Below are 18,399 nucleotides of genomic sequence, written 5' to 3' on the forward strand. Positions count from 1 at the left end.
GATCTGATCGATGAGCCAGGCCCTGACTGTCGCCCGCCCCTACGCCCGCGCCGCCTTCGCGACGGCGCGCGACGAAGGCAACTTCGCCGCCTGGTCGCAGGCGCTGGGTTTCGCTGCGCATGCCGCGGCGGACCCGCGCGTGGCCGCGCTGCTGCCGAATCCGCAGCTGCTGCCCGAGGTGGCGGTGTCGCTGTTGGCGCCCGATGGCGCCAGCGAGGCGTTCACCCGCTTCCTGGGCGTCCTCGCCGATGCGCGCCGCCTGCCGCAGCTGCCGGAAATCGCCGGCCTGTTCGAAGAGCTGCGCGCCGAGGCCGAGCATGTCGTGAAGGCGAAGGTCACCTCCGCCACGGCCCTGCCCGCCGGCGAACTCGACGTGATCAAGGCCGCGCTGAAGAAGCGCTTCGGCCGCGAGGTCGAGGTGGAGACGGCGGTCGACGCGTCGCTGATCGGCGGCGCCGTGATCGATGCCGGCAGCGTGGTGATCGACGGCTCGCTGAAAGGCAAGCTGGCGCGCCTGCAGTCGGCGCTGACGCACTGAATTCCCATTGAACCGCCGCGCGCAAGCCGGCACACAGGACTTACCCATGGCTACCACGCTCAACCCCTCTGAAATCAGCGACCTGATCAAGACCCGTATCGAGAAGGTCAAGCTGGCCGCGGAGTCGCGCAACGAAGGCACCGTCACCAGCGTGTCCGACGGCATCGTGCGCATCTTCGGCCTGGCCGACGTCATGCAGGGCGAGATGATCGAGCTGCCGAACGACACCTACGCGCTGGCGCTGAACCTCGAGCGCGATTCGGTCGGCGCCGTGGTCCTGGGCGACTATGAGCACCTGCGCGAAGGCGACGTGGCCAAAACCACCGGCCGCATCCTGGAAGTGCCGGTCGGTCCGGAAATGCTCGGCCGCGTCGTGAACGCGCTGGGCGAGCCGATCGACGGCAAGGGCCCGCTGGGCACCTCGCTGACCGCGCCGGTGGAGCGCGTGGCCCCGGGCGTGATCTGGCGCAAGTCGGTCGACCAGCCGGTGCAGACCGGTTACAAGTCGGTCGACGCGATGATCCCGATCGGCCGCGGCCAGCGCGAGCTGATCATCGGCGACCGCCAGACCGGCAAGACCGCGATGGCCATCGACGCCGTGATCAACCAGAAGGGCACCGGCATCAAGTGCGTGTACGTCGCGATCGGCCAGAAGGCCTCGACCGTGGCCAACATCGTGCGCAAGCTGGAAGAGAACGGCGCGCTCGCCCACACCGTGGTCGTCGCCGCCACCGCCTCCGAGTCGGCCGCGATGCAGTACATCAGCGCCTACTCCGGCTGCACCATGGGCGAGTACTTCATGGACCGCGGCCAGGACGCCCTGATCGTGTACGACGACCTGTCCAAGCAGGCCGTGGCCTACCGCCAGATCTCGCTGCTGCTGAAGCGTCCGCCGGGCCGCGAAGCCTACCCGGGCGACGTGTTCTACCTGCACTCCCGCCTGCTCGAGCGCGCCGCCCGCGTGTCCGAGGAGTACGTCGAGAAGTTCACCGAAGGCAAGGTCACCGGCAAGACCGGTTCGCTGACCGCGCTGCCGATCATCGAAACGCAGGCCGGCGACGTGTCCGCGTTCGTGCCGACCAACGTGATCTCGATCACCGACGGCCAGATCTTCCTGGAAACCGACCTGTTCAACGCCGGCATCCGCCCGGCCGTGAACGCCGGTATCTCGGTGTCGCGCGTCGGTGGCGCCGCCCAGACCAAGATCATCAAGAAGCTGTCGGGCGGCATCCGCATCTCGCTCGCCCAGTACCGTGAGCTGGCCGCGTTCGCGCAGTTCGCCTCGGACCTGGACGAAGCCACCCGCAAGCAGCTCGAGCGCGGCCAGCGCGTCACCGAGCTGATGAAGCAGAAGCAGTACGCGCCGATGTCCATCGCCCTGCAGGCGCTGTCCATCTACGCCGTCAACGAGGGCTACCTGGACGACGTGCCGGTCAACAAGATCCTGGCGTTCGAAGACGCGCTGCACGCGCACTTCACCAACACCCAGGGTGCGCTGGTCGACACGGTCAACAGCACCGGCAACTGGAACGACGAGATCGAAGGCGCCTTCAAGAAGGGCATCTCCGAGTTCAAGCAGACCGGCACCTGGTAAGAGCGGGAGCCCGGGAACGGGGACCGGGGAATGGCAGTTCGCTGCACACCCTCATTCCCCGATCCCCGATCCCCGTTCCCTAAAGCGAGCAAAGCGAGCGAGACATGGCAGGCGGAAGAGAAATCAAAACCAAGATCAAGAGCGTGCAGAACACCCGCAAGGTGACGCGCGCGCTCGAGATGGTCTCGGCCTCCAAGATCCGCAAGGCGCAGGACCGCATGAAGACCTCGCGCCCGTACGCGCGCGCGATGAAGCAGGTGATCGGCCACCTGGCCCAGGCCAACACCGACTACCAGCACCCCTTCATGGTGGAGCGCAAGGACGTCAAGCGCGTCGGCTTCATCATCGTTTCGTCCGACCGCGGCCTGGCCGGCGGCCTGAACAACAACCTGTTCCGCAAGATGCTCGGCGAGATCCGCCAGTGGAACGAGAAGGGCGTCGAGGTCGACGTGGTCACCATCGGCCAGAAGGCCTCGGTGTACTTCCGCCGGGTCAAGGTCAACATGCTGGCCAGCGTGTCCCACCTGGGCGATTCGCCCAAGCTGGACCAGCTGATCGGCGTGATCAAGGTGATGCTGGACGCCTACACCGAAGGCTCGCTGGACCGCGTGTTCGTCGTCTACAACGACTTCGTCAACACGATGACCCAGCGCGCCGCGTTCGACCAGCTGCTGCCGCTGCCTGCGGCGGAAACGCAGGTCGCGCACCACGACTGGGACTACATCTACGAACCCGATGCCGCGACCGTGCTCGACCACGTGATCACGCGCTACATCGAGTCGCTGGTGTACCAGGCCGTGCTGGAGAACATCGCGTCCGAGCATGCGGCGCGCATGGTGGCCATGAAGGCCGCCAGCGACAACGCCAACAAGCTCATCGGTACCCTGCAGCTGGTCTACAACAAGGCTCGCCAGGCGGCGATCACCCAGGAAATCTCCGAAATCGTCGGCGGCGCGGCGGCAGTCTGACGCGCGTAGTCACAAGAATTCATCTAGAGGAATGCAGCAATGAGTCAGGGCAAGATCGTTCAGATCATCGGCGCGGTGGTTGACGTCGAATTCGCGCGCAACGAAGTGCCGAAGGTGTACGACGCGCTGAAGGTGGAAAACACCGCCATCACGCTCGAAGTGCAGCAGCAGCTCGGCGACGGCGTCGTGCGCACCATCGCCCTCGGTTCCACCGACGGGCTGAAGCGCAACCTGATCGCCGTGAACACCGACAAGGCCATCTCGGTGCCGGTCGGCGCGGGCACGCTGGGCCGCATCATGGACGTGCTGGGCAACCCGATCGACGAAGCCGGCCCGGTGCAGGCGTCGGACCATTGGGAAATCCACCGTTCGGCCCCGTCGTACGAGGACCAGTCCTCGGCCAACGACCTGCTGGAAACCGGCATCAAGGTCATCGACCTGATGTGCCCGTTCGCCAAGGGCGGCAAGGTCGGCCTGTTCGGCGGCGCCGGCGTCGGCAAGACCGTCAACATGATGGAACTGATCAACAACATCGCCAAGGCGCACTCGGGTCTGTCCGTGTTCGCCGGCGTGGGCGAGCGTACCCGCGAGGGCAACGACTTCTACCACGAGATGAAGGACTCCAACGTCCTCGACAAGGTGGCGATGGTGTACGGCCAGATGAACGAGCCGCCGGGCAACCGCCTGCGCGTCGCGCTGACCGGCCTGACCATGGCCGAGTACTTCCGCGACGAGAAGGACGCGTCCGGCAAGGGCAAGGACGTGCTGCTGTTCGTCGACAACATCTACCGCTACACGCTGGCCGGTACCGAAGTGTCGGCGCTGCTCGGCCGCATGCCGTCGGCCGTGGGTTACCAGCCGACGCTGGCCGAGGAAATGGGCGTGCTGCAGGAGCGCATCACCTCGACCAAGACCGGTTCGATCACCTCGATCCAGGCCGTGTACGTGCCCGCGGACGACCTGACCGACCCGTCGCCGGCCACCACGTTCGCCCACTTGGACGCGACCGTCGTGCTGAGCCGCAACATCGCCTCGCTGGGTATCTACCCGGCCGTGGATCCGCTGGACTCGACCAGCCGCCAGCTGGACCCGAACGTCATCGGCCACGAGCACTACGACACCGCGCGCCGCGTGCAGTCGACGCTGCAGAAGTACAAGGAACTGAAGGACATCATCGCCATCCTCGGCATGGACGAGCTGTCCGAAGAAGACAAGCAGGCCGTGTCGCGCGCCCGCAAGATCGAGCGTTTCTTCAGCCAGCCGTTCCACGTGGCCGAAGTGTTCACCGGCTCGCCGGGCAAGTACGTCTCGCTGAAGGACACGATCCGCGGCTTCAAGGCGATCTGCGACGGCGAGTACGACCACCTGCCGGAGCAGGCGTTCTACATGGTCGGCGGCATCGACGAAGCCGTCGAGAAGGCCAAGAAGCTCGCCGAGAAGGCGTAAGCACCTGAGGCGGGCTTCGGCCCGCCTTCGCGGCAATCCGTGGCGGACCCGGGTCCGCCCTACACGGCAAAGAGAGTTCCATGAGCACCATCCGTTGCGACATCGTCAGCGCCGAGCAGGAAATCTTCCACGGTGAAGCCACCCTGGTCGTCGCCACCGGCGAGCTGGGCGAACTCGGCATCGCGCCGAAGCACGCGCCGCTGATCACCCGCCTGAAGCCGGGCAAGGTGGTGGTGACGCTGGTCAGTGGCGAGCAGCTGGACTTCGCCATCTCCGGCGGCATCCTCGAGGTGCAGCCACAGGTCGTCACCGTGCTGGCGGACACCGCCGTGCGCGCGACCGACATCGACGAAGCGCAGGTCCGCAAGGCGAAGGAAGAAGCCGAGCGCGTGCTGTCCCACAAGGATCCGAAGATGAGCGTGGAAGAAGCCCAGGCCCAGCTGGCCATGAGCATCGCCCAGCTCAGCGCGCTGGAGCGCCTGCGCAAGAACCTCAAGCACTGAGGCCCCCGCGCGAACGCTTCATCGGAAACGCCGGCCTCGCGCCGGCGTTTTCATTCGCGCTAGCGGTAGACCACATGCCGCCAGAGGAAGAAGGCCACGATGGCCAATACGCCTTCCACCAGCGGCTTGGCCAGACAGGCATGCGCCAGGCCCAATGACGTGGCTACCCAGGCCATCGCCAGCGTGCTCACCACCGTCAGCGGTACCCACACCAGCAGGAACTTGGCGAACCGCCACCAGCCCAGGCGTGCGGCGCCGTCGCGCGCGAAGGTCACGCGCCCGTTCAACCAGAAGCCGAGCAGCGCGCCGCTGACGCGACCGGCCAGGTTGCCCGGTGCGGCCGGCACGCCGAACGCGGTCAGGCCGACGAAGACCAGCCAGTCCAGCAGCAGCTGCGCCAGCCCCACGATGAGGAAGCTGCTGCCTTCGCGCAGGAAGTCCTTGAGGCGCTGGCGACGATCTGGGTCCATGGGGCAATGCATCTGGGGGCAGGAGGCGCGCCGTGTAATATTCGCATCGCCCGCACGCCCACGGTAATCCCCCTTGCGCATCGCCGTCCTGATTCCCTGCCATAACGAAGCGCTGACCGTGCAGAAGGTCGTCGCTGATTTCGGTCAGGCACTGCCGGAGGCCGAGGTCTGGGTCTTCGACAACGCAAGCGTCGACGATACGGCGCGCTTGGCGGCACAGGGCGGCGCGCACGTGCGGCACGTGCTGGCCAAGGGCAAGGGCAACGTGGTGCGGGCGATGTTCCGTGACGTCGATGCCGACATCTATGTCATGGTGGATGGCGACGACACGTACCCCGCGTCCGCCGTCCGGACGCTCATCGAGGACGTTGCGCAGGGACGGGCCGACATGGTCGTGGGGACGCGCCTGGAGTCGCACGGGCACGCCTCGTTCCGGCGCTTCCATGGACTGGGGAACCGGCTGGTGCGCAGCTGCATCAGCGCGTTGTTCGGCCATCCGGTCCGCGACGTGCTGTCGGGTTACCGGGTTTTCTCCCGCCGTTTCGTCAAGTCCATGCCGGTGCTGTCGCGCGGCTTCGAGATCGAGACGGAGATGACGGTGTTCGCGTTGGCCAACGGCTTCGTCCTGGCGGAGCGGACCATCGACTACGGCACGCGCCCGATGGGTAGCGAGTCCAAGCTCAATACGTATCGCGATGGCGTACGCGTGTTGAAGACGATTCTTTTCCTCTTCAAGGACATGCGCCCCCTGTTGTTCTTCGGCACGCTGGCGGCGCTCTGCATCCTGCTGAGCCTCGGGTTCGGCGCCATCGTCATCCATGAGTTCGCCCGCACGGGCCTGGTGACCCATGCGTCGACGGCGGTGCTGGCGGTGGCGCTGGCGCTGGTGGGCGTGGTGTCCGCGGCCACGGGCCTCATCCTGGATACCGTCAATCGTCGTACGAACGAGATCCAGCGGCTGATCACGGACCAGGTGCTGCCGCAACGCAGATCGGCGCCGTAGGCTCGCGCCCAAGCGGGCACAGTTCCAGCTCATCCAGGCTCGTCCGCGCTGGCAGGCACGCGCCGGCGCCGACCAAGCCGTATGCGCGAAGGGCTTCCGGCACCGGGTCCTTCGACGCCTTCCTGAGCACGTAGATCGGTCCCTTCTGCTGCCGCACGCGCTGTTCCGCGGCGGCCTGCAGTCCGGTGCAGCGCGATGGTGTCATGAAGTTGTTCTGTATCGAGATCGCGGCGACGGTCTTCGGCAGATATGCAACGGCATAGGCCATCGGGTTGTCGTCAGCCAGCATCACCAGGCTGTTGCTGGGCACGGGCGGCATGTGCACCGAGATCATGGGCGTGCTGAAGCGGTCGCGACCCCAGCCCGGACGATTGACGCCCACCACCAGAAGCACGGCGACGACCGTCATCGCGGCCCGGCCCCAGCGCACGGGCAGGTACGTCGACAGGACGCCGATGATCGCGATGGAGCACAGGGCTTCCAATGCAAACAGGTAGCGGTAGATGCCATAGAGCTTCACCCAGACGGCAAGGCTGAGGAGCGCGAACACGAGCAGCGCATTGGCGACGCGCGCAAAGTTCGCGTCCTGCCTCCGGTTGCGCCAGGCGGCCACCCACCATACGACCAGCGATGCGAGGCCGAGCAGCAGCCTGGGGTCCGAGAGTTTTCCCTCCGAGAAGCGGCTGCTGTCGGTCAGGAGATGGAAGGGGACCAGCAGGGCATCAAGCCCCCGGGGAATGAAGCGTTCGTCCTTGTGCCCTTGGGGCATGGCGTCCGGGGACAGGAACCACTCGTTGAAGTAGGGGAACAACGGATTGCCATGCTCCTGCCAGAGATGGAGCGCCCATGGTCCCGCCGTCAAGGCGGCGCCTGCCACGCCTCCCAACGCCAGGGCGAGGATCCGTGAGGGAGCGCCGCGCATCGGTCCACATGCCAGTGCGGCGCCGATGAAGCCGACGCAATAGAGCGCGCCCGTGAGCTTCAAACCCGCGCAAAGCCCTGCCAGGAGACCGGCCGGCACCCAGGTCGCCCATGCGCCGCGTCGCCCCTGCGAATCCACGATCCACCAGAGCGCCGCCATCACGCCCGCCGCCACGAAGGCATCGTTGAAGGTGGTGCCGATGCTGGGCATCACGGAAGCGCCCGCCACCGCCGTCAGGCCCGCCAGTGCCGTGCGCGTGACGCTGCGTCGCTCCGGCCAGAGAAGGTCGAGCAGGCGGAGCGCGAACAGGACGGCGATGAACGCGGGCAGTGCCAGCCAGAGCGCGACAACCCATCCCGGCAATCCGGCCCTCACCATCAAGGCGAAAGGGAAATCGAGCGTGGGGTTGTGCCAGGTCTGGAGTTGGGCCGCCGCAATGTCGCCGTCGAAGCGGCCGTCCAGCAACGCGGACGGCGTATAGAGATGGTAGTTGCGCAGGTCCCAGTTGGAGTCCTGCCCTTGGAGACCGAGTGCCAGCAGCACAAGCACCAATGCGGTGACGACGGAGGCCCTCCAATGGTGAGGGACGGAAGCGCGAGCACTGTGCGTCAAGGGCGGGTCCTCGTGAAGGGCGGAGTTGGTACCATCGCAACAGGGTCGAAGGCCGACATCATCGTAATGGGAAACCACATGAAGCCACTACACGTCGTCATCCTCGCCGCCGGCGAAGGCAAGCGCATGAAGTCCGCGCTGCCCAAGGTGCTGCAGCCCATCGCCGGGCGCCCGATGCTGGCGCATGTGATCGAGGCGGCGCGCGCGCTGTCGCCGTCCGGCGTGCACGTGGTCTACGGCCATGGCGGTGAGCAGGTGCAGGCGGCCTTCGCGGACCAGACCGACCTGCACTGGGCGCACCAGGCGCAGCAGTTGGGCACCGGCCATGCGGTCGCGCAGGCGATCCCGGAGGTGCCGGATGGCGCGCGCGTGCTGGTGCTGTACGGCGACGTGCCGTTGACCCGCAGCGAGACGCTGCAGCGCCTGCTCGATGCGCCCGGTCGGCTGGCGGTACTGGTCGCCGAGCCGGTCGATCCCACCGGTTATGGCCGCATCGTCCGCGATGAAGCGGGCCGCGTGGCCGCCATCGTCGAGCACAAGGACGCGGACGAAGAGCAACGCCGCATCCGCATCATCAATACCGGCATCATCGCCGCCGACGGCAGCGCGCTGAAGGGCTGGCTCGCACGCCTGTCGAACGACAACGCGCAGGGCGAGTACTACCTGACCGACGTCTTCGCGATGGCGGCGGATGAATTCACCCCGGCCGAAATGGTGCTCGTCGGCGAGCCCATCGAGGCCGAAGGCGCGAACGATCCCTGGCAGCTGTCGCAGCTCGAGCGCGCCTACCAGCTGCGCGCCGCGCGCGCGCTGTGCGTGCAGGGCGCGCGCCTGGTCGATCCGTCGCGCTTCGACCAGCGCGGCACGGTGACGGTGGGGCGCGATGTGCAGATCGATGTGGACGTGGTGCTGGAAGGCAAGGTCGAACTGGGCGATGGCGTCGTCATCGGTCCGTTCACGCGGCTGAAGGATGTGTCGCTCGCGGCCGGCACGCAGGTGCGCGCCCACTGCGACCTGGAAGGCGTCGCCAGCGAAGGCGCCGCGCTGATCGGCCCCTATGCGCGCCTGCGCCCGGGCACGGTGCTCGCCGATGGCGTGCATGTCGGCAACTTCGTCGAGACCAAGAACGCACGCATCGGCGTGGGCAGCAAGGCCAACCACCTGACCTACCTGGGCGACACCGTCATCGGCACCGGCACCAACATCGGCGCCGGCACCATCACCTGCAACTACGACGGCGTGAACAAGTCCACCACGACGATCGGCGATCGCGTCTTCGTCGGCTCGAACTCCTCGCTGGTCGCGCCGGTGACGCTGGCGGATGGCGCAACCATCGGCGCCGGCTCGGTGATCTCGAAGAATGCGCCGGCCGACAAGCTGACGGTGGCGCGCGCGCGGCAGATGACGGTCGAGGGTTGGCAGCGGCCGGTGAAGCAGCCGAAGTGACGTAGGGCGGGTTCAATCCCGCCATGTGCGAAAGGCGACTTAAGCGGGATCGCGGCCTCCCGCCCTCACCCCGTGCCCTCTCCCGGAGGGAGAGGGGGAGTCGGTGCCATGCGGGTTCGGCTTCGTGTGCAACGCGGTGATGCCGCCGCTCTGCTTTCGGAAAGATCAGCTTTCGGGCAACTGGATCGCCACGCACAGCCCGCCGCCATCGCGGTTGTGCAGCGACAGGCGGCCGCCGTGCGCTTCGACGATCTCACGCGTCAGTGCCAGGCCCAGGCCGGTGCCGTTGCGCTTGGTGGAGTAGAACGGCACCAGCGCGTTCTGCAGGACGGCGTCGTTCATGCCGCTGCCGCGATCCATCACCTCGATGCGCACCCAGCCCGGCAGGCGGGTGACGCGCACGGAGACGCCGTCGGCCGTGGTGCCCGATTCGTGCGCGTTCTTCAGCAGGTTCAGCAGCGCCTGCTCGATCTGCGCCAGGTCGATGCGGCCATCGATGTCGGTTTCCTGCATCGAGAGCTCAAAGCCGATCTGGCGGCGCAGGCCTTCCATGAAGGCGCGCCAGTGCACGGTATGCAACTGCGGTTGGGGCAGCTTGGCGAAGCGCGCATAACCGCGGATGAAACCTTCCAGGTGGCGCGCGCGGTCCTCGATGGTGCCGAACACTTCTTCCAGGCGCTCATGCTTGCCGCGGCGGACCAGCTCCGCGCCCGAGTGCGCCAGCGAGGCGACCGGCGCCAGCGAATTGTTGAGCTCGTGGCTGATCACGCGGATGACCTTCTTCCAGGTCATCACTTCCTGCCGGCGCAGCTCGTTCGTCAGCAGGCGTAGCAGCAGCAGTTCATGCGGACGCCCGTTGAGGCGGAAGTTGCGGCGCGCGAGGTGGTAGACCTGTTCTTCCTCGTCGTCCTCTTCGCTGCCGATGGCGAACAGGCTGTCGCCGCTGCGCGCGAGCGCTTCACGCATTTCCACCGGCGACGCGGCCACCAACGTGTCGTAGTCCTGGCCTTCCAGCTTCCATCCGCCGTGCAGCAGCTTGCGCGCGGCGACGTTGGCGAAGACCACGCGGCGCACGCCATCGCCGCCGGGGGCGACCAGCAGCATCGCCACCGGCGTGTTCTGCACCATCGTGTCGAGCAGCAGTTCGCGTTGCACCAGCGTCTGCCGCTGCTCGCGCAGGACCTCGCCCAGCGCGGCGTGCGAGCGCACGAGTTCGGCGAGCTCGTCGCTGCCCTGCCAGTGGATGCCGAAGTTGTATTCCCCATCGCGGTAGCTGTTGACGCTGCCGGACAATGCGCGGAACAGCGACCGCGTGCTGCGCAGGCCACGATGGATCGCCCACGCCGCCAACGGCAGCACGACGAGCGCGGACAGCAGTACCGCCAGCAGATCGTCCTGCAGCCAGTGCGACAGCGCGACCGGCAGCACCAGCGCCACCACCAGCAATGGCAGCAGCCAGGACAAGACGCGGCCGGCGAGTGAGCGGCGGATCATGTGGCCTTGATGCCGAAGCGTTCCATGCGCCGGTACAGCGCCTGCCGGCTCATGCCGAGGTCGGTGGCGGCCTGCGCGATCACGCCGCCGGCACGCGCGATCGCGGCCTCGATGTCGGCGCGCTCCGGCTCGGCGACGATCGCCGTGCGCACGGGCGCTGCCCGTGGGAGGTTGAGGTCGGCGGCTTCGATGCGCTCACCCATCGCCAGCAGGCCGGCGCGCTGGATGACGTTGCGCAACTCGCGCACGTTGCCCGGCCATGCATGTCGCAGCAGCGCCGCGCGCGCGCTCTCGCCCAGCGGCTTGTCGTCGGGACGGAAGCGCTCGGCCAACGGCAGGATGTCGCCGGGCCGTTCTGCCAGCGGCGGCAGTGCAAGTTCGATGGCGTTGAGCCGGTAGAAGAGATCTTCGCGGAAGCTGCCGTCACGGATCATCGCGGGCAGGTCCGCGTTGGTGGCGCTGATCACGCGCACGGTGACCTTGCGCTCGCGGTTGGAGCCCAGGCGTTCGAAGCGGCCGGTTTCCAGCACGCGCAGCAACTTCATCTGTCCGGTCAGCGGCAGGTTGCCGATCTCGTCGAGGAACAGCGTGCCGCCGTCGGCGGCTTCGAACTTGCCCTCGCGCGCCTTGTTGGCCCCCGTGTAAGCGCCCGCGTCCGCGCCGAACAGTTCGGCCTCGATCAGTTCCGACGGCAACGCGCCGCAGTTGAGGGTCACGAATGGGCCCTGCTTCACGCTGGAGTTCGCCTGGATGATCTCGGCGATCTTCTCCTTGCCGGCACCGTTCGGCCCGGTGATCAGCACCGGCAGGTCGGAGCGCGCCACCTGGCAGGCGAGCGCGATCACGCGTTCGCTGGCGGGGTCTTCGAACACGAGGTTGCGCAGGTCGTACTTCTGCTCCAGCTGATGACGGCTGCGTCGTTCGCGGCTGCGCCGGCGGTCGAGTTCGCGACGCGTTTCGGTCAGTTCGAGCAGCGTATTGACGGTGGCCAGCAGCTTGCGGTCGTCCCAGGGCTTGGCCACGTAGTCGGCGGCACCGGCCTTCACCAGGTTCACCGCGGCCTCCAGGTGCGTCCATGCGGTGAGCAGGATCACCGGCATGTCGGGCCATTCGGCGCGCAGGTCGATGAACAGCTGTTCGCCTTCCGCGCCGGAGGTGGTGTCCTCGCTGAAGTTCATGTCCTGGATGACCAGGTCCACCGGCTGCTCGCGCAGCGTCGTCAGGCCCGCCGCCGGCGATTCGGCGTGCAGGGTATCGATGTCGTGCAGGGAAAACAGGACTTCCAGCGCCGTACTGACGGCCAGGTTGTCGTCGATCACGAGGATGGTAGGCATGCGCTATAGCCTAACCGAAGGGCTGCGACTGACGAGGTGCGGCGGGATGCGCCGGGCAAGCCGGACAGGCCACGCGGCGGCCAGCTGCACGGCCAGGGTCGCCCACGCGACGGCGGCGAGCATGGCCCACGCCGACGGCGCGGCCACCCGCCAGCCGGGCGCGATGCGTGGCAGGATCCACCCGCCGCATGCGAGCCCCAACAGCGCCGCGACGCACGCCAGGCCGAGGTACTCGAGCCGCAACCGGCGCGCGAGTTGGCGGCCGGTGGCGCCTGCGGCGCGGCGCAGGCTGAATTCCTGCGCGTGGTCCTGCACCCAGCGTTGGCCGCCGAGCATCAGCAGACCGAGCGAGGAGACCCACCACGCGATGCAGGCACCCACCGACCAGCGTGCGCGCAGGCGCGGCGCATGCAGCGATGCGTCACGCAACGCCGCCATGTCGACGGGATCGGCGACGACGATGGCGGGATAGGCGGTCGACAATGCCGTCCGGATGCGCGCCGCCATGTCGTCGGACGTGCCCGTGTGGCGCACCAGGAACTGCGCGCCGCCTGCATGCACCATCCGCACGGGCAGCATCATCGCCAGGTCGCGCGTGGCGGGCGCGCTCGTCGGCGGCGGTACGCGGTCGACCACGCCGACCACCCGCAGCTGCGCGCCTGGTGCCGTCAGCAAAGTACGGCCGAGTGGATTGGCGTCGCCGTACAGACGGGTGGCCAGCGCGGAAGAAATGATGGCCGGGTCCAGGTTCGCATGCAGGTCGGCCTGGTCGCCGGCCCAGTCGTGGAATTCGCGAGGCATGAAATCGCGTCCGCGGGTCATGGCGATACCGAGCGTCGCGCTGAACTGCTCATCGGTGAGGAACACCGACACCACGTTCTGCTCGGCGGGGCGGTCCGGCGTCCAGGCATGCACGCTCCAGGCGTTGCTTCCATAGGGCACCTGGTTGGCCGCCGTGGCGGACAGCACGCCCGGCACGCCGCGCAAGCGATGCAGCACGTCGCCCACGCCGGGATCCGCAGCCGGCGCCACCTGTATCCACGGCACCAGCAACAGGCCCGCATCGTCGATGCCATCGGGCGCGTTGCGTGCGGCCTGCAGCCCGGTGGCCGCCTGCCAGGCCTGCAGGCACAGCACCACGCCGATCGCCAGTTGCAGGGCGATCAACCAGGTGCCCGCGTGGTGACGTCCCAGCAGCAGGAAGGGAGAAGACATGGGAACCCCGTCGGGCCGCGCACGCCGGAGGGGCGTGCGCGGCAGGGCGTCGATCGATGGATCAGGCGGTACGCGTGGCGACCGCAGGCGGCACCGATGCCGCCTTGCGCGCAGGACCGTACACCGCCACCTGGCCCAGCAGCCACAGCAGCACGGCGCCGACCGGCAGGTACAGCAGCGGCAGGCGGGGCAGTTCGTACTTGCCCATCAGCAGTTGGTTGATGCCGTAGGCCAGGATCATGCCGATGACGATGCCCAGCGTGGCCAGCAGGAAGTTCTCCGTCTGGAAGTAGCGCAGGATCTGGCCCTTGGTCGCGCCCAGCGCCCGGCGGATGCCGATCTGCTTGGTGCGTTGCTGCACCCAGAAGCTGGCCAGGCCGACGATGCCCAGGGCGGTGACGACCAGCAACGAGATGATCACGGTGATCAGCAGCCAGGCCATCGAGCGGTCACCGCGATAGTAGTCGCGCTTGATATCGCTGAAGGTGCCGTCGCGCAGCACCAGCCGGCGCGCGCTGTTCTTCTCCAGCGTCGCGAGCGCGGCCTTCAGCACTTCCGTGCGCCGCTCCGGCGTGGTCCGCAGCACGAACGTGCCCATGGTGAGGTCCTTCGCCGGCAGGATCATGGTGTAGCCGGCTTCCGCGGGCCCGCCGTTGTCGTTGGTGCGGATCAGCCGGTCGACCACGCCGACCACACGGTGCGGCACGTTGTCGGCATTCCACGAAATGATGTTCTTGCCGATCGCGCTCTCGCCCGGGAAAAGCTTGTTCGCCAATTCCCGGCTGAGGATCACCGCAGGCATCATGACCTTCGCGTTCTGCTTGTTGATCTCGGTCCAGTTGACGTACTCATCTGCCGTGAAGTCGCGACCTTCCGCCAGTCGCAGGCCCAGCGTGTCGATGACGGCATCGCCCAGATAGACGTTGGCTTGGGCGGTCGGGCGCTCCTGATCCGCCGTCAACTGGATCGAGGTGTTCCACGAAGAATTGTCGAACGGCACGTGGTTGATGCTGCCGGCGGCTTTGACGCCCGGCAGCGCACGCAGGCTGGCGACATCCTGCTTCACCAGCGCATCGGCTTCGGGGTTCTCGCCGAGGTTGCCCATGCTGATGCGCACGACCTCTTCGTTCGCGATGCCGGTGGGCCGGTCGATGCGCTCCAGTCGCTGGGTGATGAGGAAGACGGCGTTGCAGATGATGGCGCACGACAGCGCCACTTCCAGCACGATCAGTGCGGCGGCCGTCTTGTGGCGGGACAGGGTGGAGAGGATGGGGCGGATGTCCATGACGTGCCTCTTGAATGGATGGGTCACTGGCTCTTGAGCTGGATGGCGGGCGTCACCTGCATGGCGCGCCACGCAGGCAGCATGCCGGCGAGCAGGCTGGCGACGATCGCCAGCGCGAAGGTGGCCAGCAGCATCTTCAGGTCCATGTGCGCGAGGTCGGCATAGCCGGCGGGCTGCTGGCGAACGGCCAGCAGGCCCAACCAGGCGAGCACGAGGCCCAGCACGCCACCGACCAGCCCGACCGTGCCCGCTTCCACCAGGCACTGCGCGAAGATGGCCTTGCGCGTCGCCCCCAGTGCGCGCCGCACGCCGATCTGCGAAGCGCGGCCCAGGAACTTCGCCAGCAGCAGGCCCACCGTGTTGAGCAGGCAGACCGCCAGGAAACCGAACGCCAGCCACACCTGCAGGCGAACGTCGCCGGGCACGGCGCCCTGCTTGTCCAGCCACTGCATCACGTTGTGCAGGTCCACGTTGGCGGCCCGCTCGAACCGGCCGGCCGCGCGCTGCTGGTCGGAGTAGTTCTTCAGGTATTGCTTGTACGCCTCGACCTTCGCAGGCGTGCCCAGCTCCACCCAGTACTGCAGCCAGGAACACGGGGCGTTGGGGCCTTGGGAGCCTTCCTCTTCCGCGCTGGAATCGCCCCAGCAGTTCATGTTGCCCTGGGTGCCCATCTTCAGCGTGCGCGAGGTCCAGAACGGCACGAACAGTTGCTCCACTTCGGTGAAGCGGTCCTGCGTCATGTCGTAGAACTTGGGTGCGGGGCGCCATTCGTCCAGCACGCCGATCACGCGGAACGTGGCGCCGGAGGCCTTGATGTCGCGGCCCACGCTGTTCGCGCCGCCGAACAGCTTCTCGTTCAACGCCTTCGAAATGACGACCACGCGCGCGCGCGCCTCATCGTCGGCGGCCGACCAGCCGTTGCCGTAGCGGAACGGCACCTCGAACATCGGGAAGAAGTCGGCGGTGGTGTAACGCGCATCGATGCGGAACGGTTCGATCTTGCCGTCTTCCGATTCGATCGACGAAGCGCCGCCCGTCATCAAGGCCTGTCGGTCGCCCTTCTTGTCGCGCAGCAGGCGCTCGGCGTCGTAGCGGGTGAACTGGTCCTCCGGTTCTTCGCCGGGCGTGAAGCCGTTCGCCGAACGCGGGTCGATGCGGGGGTAGAACAGCTTGTCGCTCTTCTGCGGGATCGGGTCGCCCGACAGCACGTAGAACACGGTCAGCGTGGTCATGCTGGCGCCGATGCCGAGTGCGATGGCCAGCACCATCAGGAAGGTCAGCGCCTTGTTGCGCTTGAAGCTGCGCAGCGCGAGGGTGAAGTAGTAGCCGAACATGGCAGGTCTCCTCAGGCGGAGGCGTTGGCTTCAGCGGCGTGCGCCGCACGGATCAGCGCAGGCTCCACCGACAGGTCGGTGGCCATGCCGTCCACGATGTGCACGTTGCGCTGCGCGCGCGCGGCGAGTTCGGGGTCGTGCGTGACCATGATGATGGTGGTGCCCTGGCGGTTGATCTCCTCCATCAGTTCCATCACGCCACGCGCCATCTGCGAGTCCAGGTTGCCGGTGGGTTCGTCCGCCAGCAGCAGGCGCGGGCTGCCGGCCAGGGCGCGCGCGATCGCCGTGCGCTGCTGCTGGCCGCCCGACAGTTCGGCGGGGTAGTGCTTCATGCGCGAGCCCAGGCCCACGCGGGCGAGCGCGTCTTCGATGCGCTGCTTGCGCTCGGCGGCGGGCATGCCGCGGTAGCGCAGCGGCACGTCGACGTTGTCGAACAGGTTGAGGTCGGGGATCAGGTTGAAGCCCTGGAAGATGAAACCGATCTTCTGGTTGCGCAGCCGCGAACGCGCGTCGTCGCCCAGGTGGCTCACGTCCTGGCCGTCGAGCAGGAACTGCCCGCCGGTGAAGGTCTCCAGCAGGCCGGCGATGTTGAGGAAGGTGGTCTTGCCGGAACCCGACGGGCCGGTGACCGCGACGAACTCGCCCTCGCGGACATGCAGGTCGAGCGAACGCAGCGCATGCGTTTCCACCTGTTCGGTGCGGTAGACCTTGGCGACTTGGCGCATCTCAAGCATGGCGGGTTCCTTCTTCGGGTTCGGGTGCGGAGGGGATGACGTGGGGGAGGACGCGTGGGGAAGGCGGGTGATGCGGATCAGTTGACCGAGACGCGCTCGGCATCGCCGAACAGGTCGCTGCCGGAGACGACGACCTTGTCGCCGGGCTGCAGGCCGCCGAGCACTTCGACGTTGCTCAGGCTGCTGACGCCCAGTTGCACCGGGCGACGCACCGCGGAACTGCCGTCCATGACGTAGGCGTAGCGGCCGCCACTCTGTTCGACGAACGGGCCACGCTCGACCATCAGCACGTTGCGGCGGGTGTCCATCAGGATGCGCGCGGACAGGCGCTGGTTCTGGCGCAGGCCGGGCGGCTGCTTGTCGGAGAAGCGCAGGCGGGTGACGACTTCACCATTCACCACTTCCGGCGACACCGCGGAAATCTCGCCCGGGTACGGCTGGCCGGCGCTGGTCAGCGTGGCCGGCATGCCGATGGCGAGATCGCGCGCGAAGCTCTCCGGCACCTTGATCTCGACTTCGAAGACGGACAGGTCCACCACGCTCAGCACCGGCGCGTTGATCGCCACGTTGGAGCGCTGCACGGCCTGCACCTGGCCAACCTGGCCGTCGAACGGCGCGCGCAGGGTCAGTGCATCGACCTGGCGCTGCACTTCGGCCACCACCGCGCGCTGGCGCTCGGCCAGCAGCTGCTTGTTGCGTGCGTCCAGGCCCGCGCCCTGGCCCTGCAGGCCGGCGTCCTTGCGTGCGTGGGAGAGGGAGATCTCGGCCTTGCGCAGGTTGTCCTGGGCTTCCAGCACATCGACCTGCGGCACGGCGCCGCCTTCGAAGCCGCGCTGGTAGCGCTGCAGGGTGCGTTCGGCGGCCTGGCGTTCGATCTCCGCCTGGTCCAGTGCCTTCTGCGCGTTGGCGCGGGTGACGCTGGCGTCCAGCGTGGCGCGGCTGGATTCGGCTTCCAGGCCGGCCAGCGTGGTCTGTTCCTGCGCCAGCTTGCTGCGCAGTTCCGGGCTGTCGATCTCGGCCAGCGGCTGGCCCTTGGCGACCTTGTCGCCGGCCACGACTTTCAACGTCACCACGCCACCGGCCACCGCGTACAGGGTGGGGCTGTTGGCGGCGATGACGCGACCATCGGCGGCGATGTCGCGGACCAGGTCGCCGCGGGTGACTTCGGCGAAGCGCAGGCGGGCGCCATCCACCGAGGCGGTACCGGAAAGCCAGCCGCGGGCGGCGAACACGATGCCGGCCAGCAGCAGGGCGCCGCCTGCCGCAGGCCATACCCAACGGCGCCAGGCCGGACGGGCCTGGGTGGAACTGAGTACGCGGTCTTGCGCGGAAGTGTCCCGAATCATCGGTGGCATGCGTTCTTTGGAATGACCTGCTCGTATCAGCAGGATGCGTGCCAAACGCAAGTGGTTGATTCAAAAGGGGGTTGTCCGGCGCAACAGGCTGTCCGGGTGTCCGCGGACACCCGCCGGACAGGGCCTGTCCAGTGGCGGACACGTAG

General features: G+C 67.6%; 16 protein-coding genes. 7 read left to right on the forward strand and 9 right to left on the reverse strand.

The window, feature by feature from the left end:
• Window positions 1–10: 10 nt before the first annotated feature.
• The 5 genes from ASD72_RS15145 to ASD72_RS15165 all read left to right on the forward strand — a co-directional run bounded on the left by ASD72_RS15145 (window position 11) and on the right by ASD72_RS15165 (window position 5,049).
• Window positions 11–538, forward strand: a complete 528-nt coding sequence (locus tag ASD72_RS15145; protein ID WP_056880793.1) for a F0F1 ATP synthase subunit delta — start codon at window positions 11–13, stop codon at window positions 536–538.
• Between the two features lie 46 nt (window positions 539–584).
• A complete protein-coding gene (gene atpA / locus ASD72_RS15150) occupies window positions 585–2,132 on the forward strand; it encodes a F0F1 ATP synthase subunit alpha (RefSeq protein ID WP_056880794.1) in 1,548 nt (515 codons plus the stop codon).
• Between the two features lie 104 nt (window positions 2,133–2,236).
• Window positions 2,237–3,100: a F0F1 ATP synthase subunit gamma gene (gene atpG, locus ASD72_RS15155; RefSeq protein ID WP_056880795.1), complete on the forward strand. Its 864-nt coding sequence runs from the start codon at window positions 2,237–2,239 to the stop codon at window positions 3,098–3,100.
• Between the two features lie 39 nt (window positions 3,101–3,139).
• Window positions 3,140–4,546: a F0F1 ATP synthase subunit beta gene (gene atpD / locus ASD72_RS15160; RefSeq protein ID WP_056880796.1), complete on the forward strand. Its 1,407-nt coding sequence runs from the start codon at window positions 3,140–3,142 to the stop codon at window positions 4,544–4,546.
• A gap of 80 nt (window positions 4,547–4,626) precedes the next feature.
• Entirely contained in the window at window positions 4,627–5,049 is a 423-nt protein-coding gene (locus ASD72_RS15165; protein WP_056880797.1) for a F0F1 ATP synthase subunit epsilon, read from the forward strand.
• 59 nt (window positions 5,050–5,108) lie between these two features.
• Here ASD72_RS15165 and ASD72_RS15170 read toward each other — a convergent pair whose 3' ends face one another.
• Window positions 5,109–5,519 (reverse strand): GtrA family protein, encoded by a 411-nt coding sequence (locus ASD72_RS15170; RefSeq protein ID WP_056880798.1) that lies wholly within the window; start codon window positions 5,517–5,519, stop codon window positions 5,109–5,111.
• Window positions 5,520–5,592: 73 nt separating this feature from the next.
• Between ASD72_RS15170 and ASD72_RS15175 the strand changes: the two genes are divergently transcribed.
• The gene (locus tag ASD72_RS15175; RefSeq protein ID WP_056880799.1) at window positions 5,593–6,522 is read left to right on the forward strand and encodes a glycosyltransferase family 2 protein; all 930 of its coding nucleotides are present in this window, start codon (window positions 5,593–5,595) and stop codon (window positions 6,520–6,522) included.
• Here ASD72_RS15175 and ASD72_RS15180 read toward each other — a convergent pair.
• Window positions 6,482–7,993, reverse strand: coding sequence for a glycosyltransferase family 87 protein (locus ASD72_RS15180; protein ID WP_235578027.1), 1,512 nt, complete (start codon window positions 7,991–7,993; stop codon window positions 6,482–6,484). The genes ASD72_RS15175 and ASD72_RS15180 overlap by 41 nt on opposite strands.
• 141 nt (window positions 7,994–8,134) lie before the next feature.
• Here ASD72_RS15180 and glmU point away from each other — a divergent pair, with 141 nt between their 5' ends.
• Window positions 8,135–9,502 carry a bifunctional UDP-N-acetylglucosamine diphosphorylase/glucosamine-1-phosphate N-acetyltransferase GlmU gene (glmU, locus tag ASD72_RS15185; protein ID WP_056880801.1) on the forward strand — a complete coding sequence of 456 codons (1,368 nt, stop codon included), beginning with the start codon at window positions 8,135–8,137 and terminating at the stop codon, window positions 9,500–9,502.
• A 165-nt stretch (window positions 9,503–9,667) separates the two neighbouring features.
• Here glmU and ASD72_RS15190 read toward each other — a convergent pair whose 3' ends face one another.
• The 7 genes from ASD72_RS15190 to ASD72_RS15220 all read right to left on the reverse strand — a co-directional run bounded on the left by ASD72_RS15190 (window position 9,668) and on the right by ASD72_RS15220 (window position 18,244).
• Entirely contained in the window at window positions 9,668–10,996 is a 1,329-nt protein-coding gene (locus ASD72_RS15190; RefSeq protein ID WP_056880802.1) for a HAMP domain-containing sensor histidine kinase, read from the reverse strand.
• Window positions 10,993–12,330 (reverse strand): sigma-54 dependent transcriptional regulator, encoded by a 1,338-nt coding sequence (locus ASD72_RS15195; protein WP_056880803.1) that lies wholly within the window; start codon window positions 12,328–12,330, stop codon window positions 10,993–10,995. The genes ASD72_RS15190 and ASD72_RS15195 overlap by 4 nt, the downstream gene beginning before the upstream one ends.
• Before the next feature lie 3 nt (window positions 12,331–12,333).
• Window positions 12,334–13,545: an ABC transporter permease gene (locus ASD72_RS15200; protein WP_056880804.1), complete on the reverse strand. Its 1,212-nt coding sequence runs from the start codon at window positions 13,543–13,545 to the stop codon at window positions 12,334–12,336.
• 61 nt (window positions 13,546–13,606) lie between these two features.
• Window positions 13,607–14,830: an FtsX-like permease family protein gene (locus ASD72_RS15205; protein WP_056880805.1), complete on the reverse strand. Its 1,224-nt coding sequence runs from the start codon at window positions 14,828–14,830 to the stop codon at window positions 13,607–13,609.
• Between the two features lie 23 nt (window positions 14,831–14,853).
• A complete protein-coding gene (locus tag ASD72_RS15210; RefSeq protein ID WP_056880806.1) occupies window positions 14,854–16,164 on the reverse strand; it encodes an ABC transporter permease in 1,311 nt (436 codons plus the stop codon).
• 11 nt (window positions 16,165–16,175) lie between these two features.
• Complete coding sequence (locus ASD72_RS15215; RefSeq protein WP_056880807.1) at window positions 16,176–16,898, reverse strand: ABC transporter ATP-binding protein; 723 nt, start codon at window positions 16,896–16,898, stop codon at window positions 16,176–16,178.
• 77 nt (window positions 16,899–16,975) lie between these two features.
• Window positions 16,976–18,244 carry an efflux RND transporter periplasmic adaptor subunit gene (locus ASD72_RS15220; protein ID WP_056880808.1) on the reverse strand — a complete coding sequence of 423 codons (1,269 nt, stop codon included), beginning with the start codon at window positions 18,242–18,244 and terminating at the stop codon, window positions 16,976–16,978.
• Window positions 18,245–18,399: the final 155 nt, after the last annotated feature.

The organism is Pseudoxanthomonas sp. Root630, assembly GCF_001427585.1.
GTDB lineage: Bacteria > Pseudomonadota > Gammaproteobacteria > Xanthomonadales > Xanthomonadaceae > Pseudoxanthomonas_A.

Coding starts and splice junctions, on each gene's coding strand:
- ASD72_RS15195 (WP_056880803.1), bottom strand. CDS start 12,330: ATGCCTACCATCCTCGTGATCGACGACAACCTGGCCGTCAGTACGGCG.
- glmU (WP_056880801.1), top strand. CDS start 8,135: ATGAAGCCACTACACGTCGTCATCCTCGCCGCCGGCGAAGGCAAGCGC.
- ASD72_RS15190 (WP_056880802.1), bottom strand. CDS start 10,996: ATGATCCGCCGCTCACTCGCCGGCCGCGTCTTGTCCTGGCTGCTGCCA.
- atpG (WP_056880795.1), top strand. CDS start 2,237: ATGGCAGGCGGAAGAGAAATCAAAACCAAGATCAAGAGCGTGCAGAAC.
- ASD72_RS15205 (WP_056880805.1), bottom strand. CDS start 14,830: ATGGACATCCGCCCCATCCTCTCCACCCTGTCCCGCCACAAGACGGCC.
- ASD72_RS15165 (WP_056880797.1), top strand. CDS start 4,627: ATGAGCACCATCCGTTGCGACATCGTCAGCGCCGAGCAGGAAATCTTC.
- ASD72_RS15145 (WP_056880793.1), top strand. CDS start 11: ATGAGCCAGGCCCTGACTGTCGCCCGCCCCTACGCCCGCGCCGCCTTC.
- ASD72_RS15215 (WP_056880807.1), bottom strand. CDS start 16,898: ATGCTTGAGATGCGCCAAGTCGCCAAGGTCTACCGCACCGAACAGGTG.
- ASD72_RS15200 (WP_056880804.1), bottom strand. CDS start 13,545: ATGTCTTCTCCCTTCCTGCTGCTGGGACGTCACCACGCGGGCACCTGG.
- atpD (WP_056880796.1), top strand. CDS start 3,140: ATGAGTCAGGGCAAGATCGTTCAGATCATCGGCGCGGTGGTTGACGTC.
- ASD72_RS15220 (WP_056880808.1), bottom strand. CDS start 18,244: ATGATTCGGGACACTTCCGCGCAAGACCGCGTACTCAGTTCCACCCAG.
- ASD72_RS15170 (WP_056880798.1), bottom strand. CDS start 5,519: ATGGACCCAGATCGTCGCCAGCGCCTCAAGGACTTCCTGCGCGAAGGC.
- ASD72_RS15210 (WP_056880806.1), bottom strand. CDS start 16,164: ATGTTCGGCTACTACTTCACCCTCGCGCTGCGCAGCTTCAAGCGCAAC.
- atpA (WP_056880794.1), top strand. CDS start 585: ATGGCTACCACGCTCAACCCCTCTGAAATCAGCGACCTGATCAAGACC.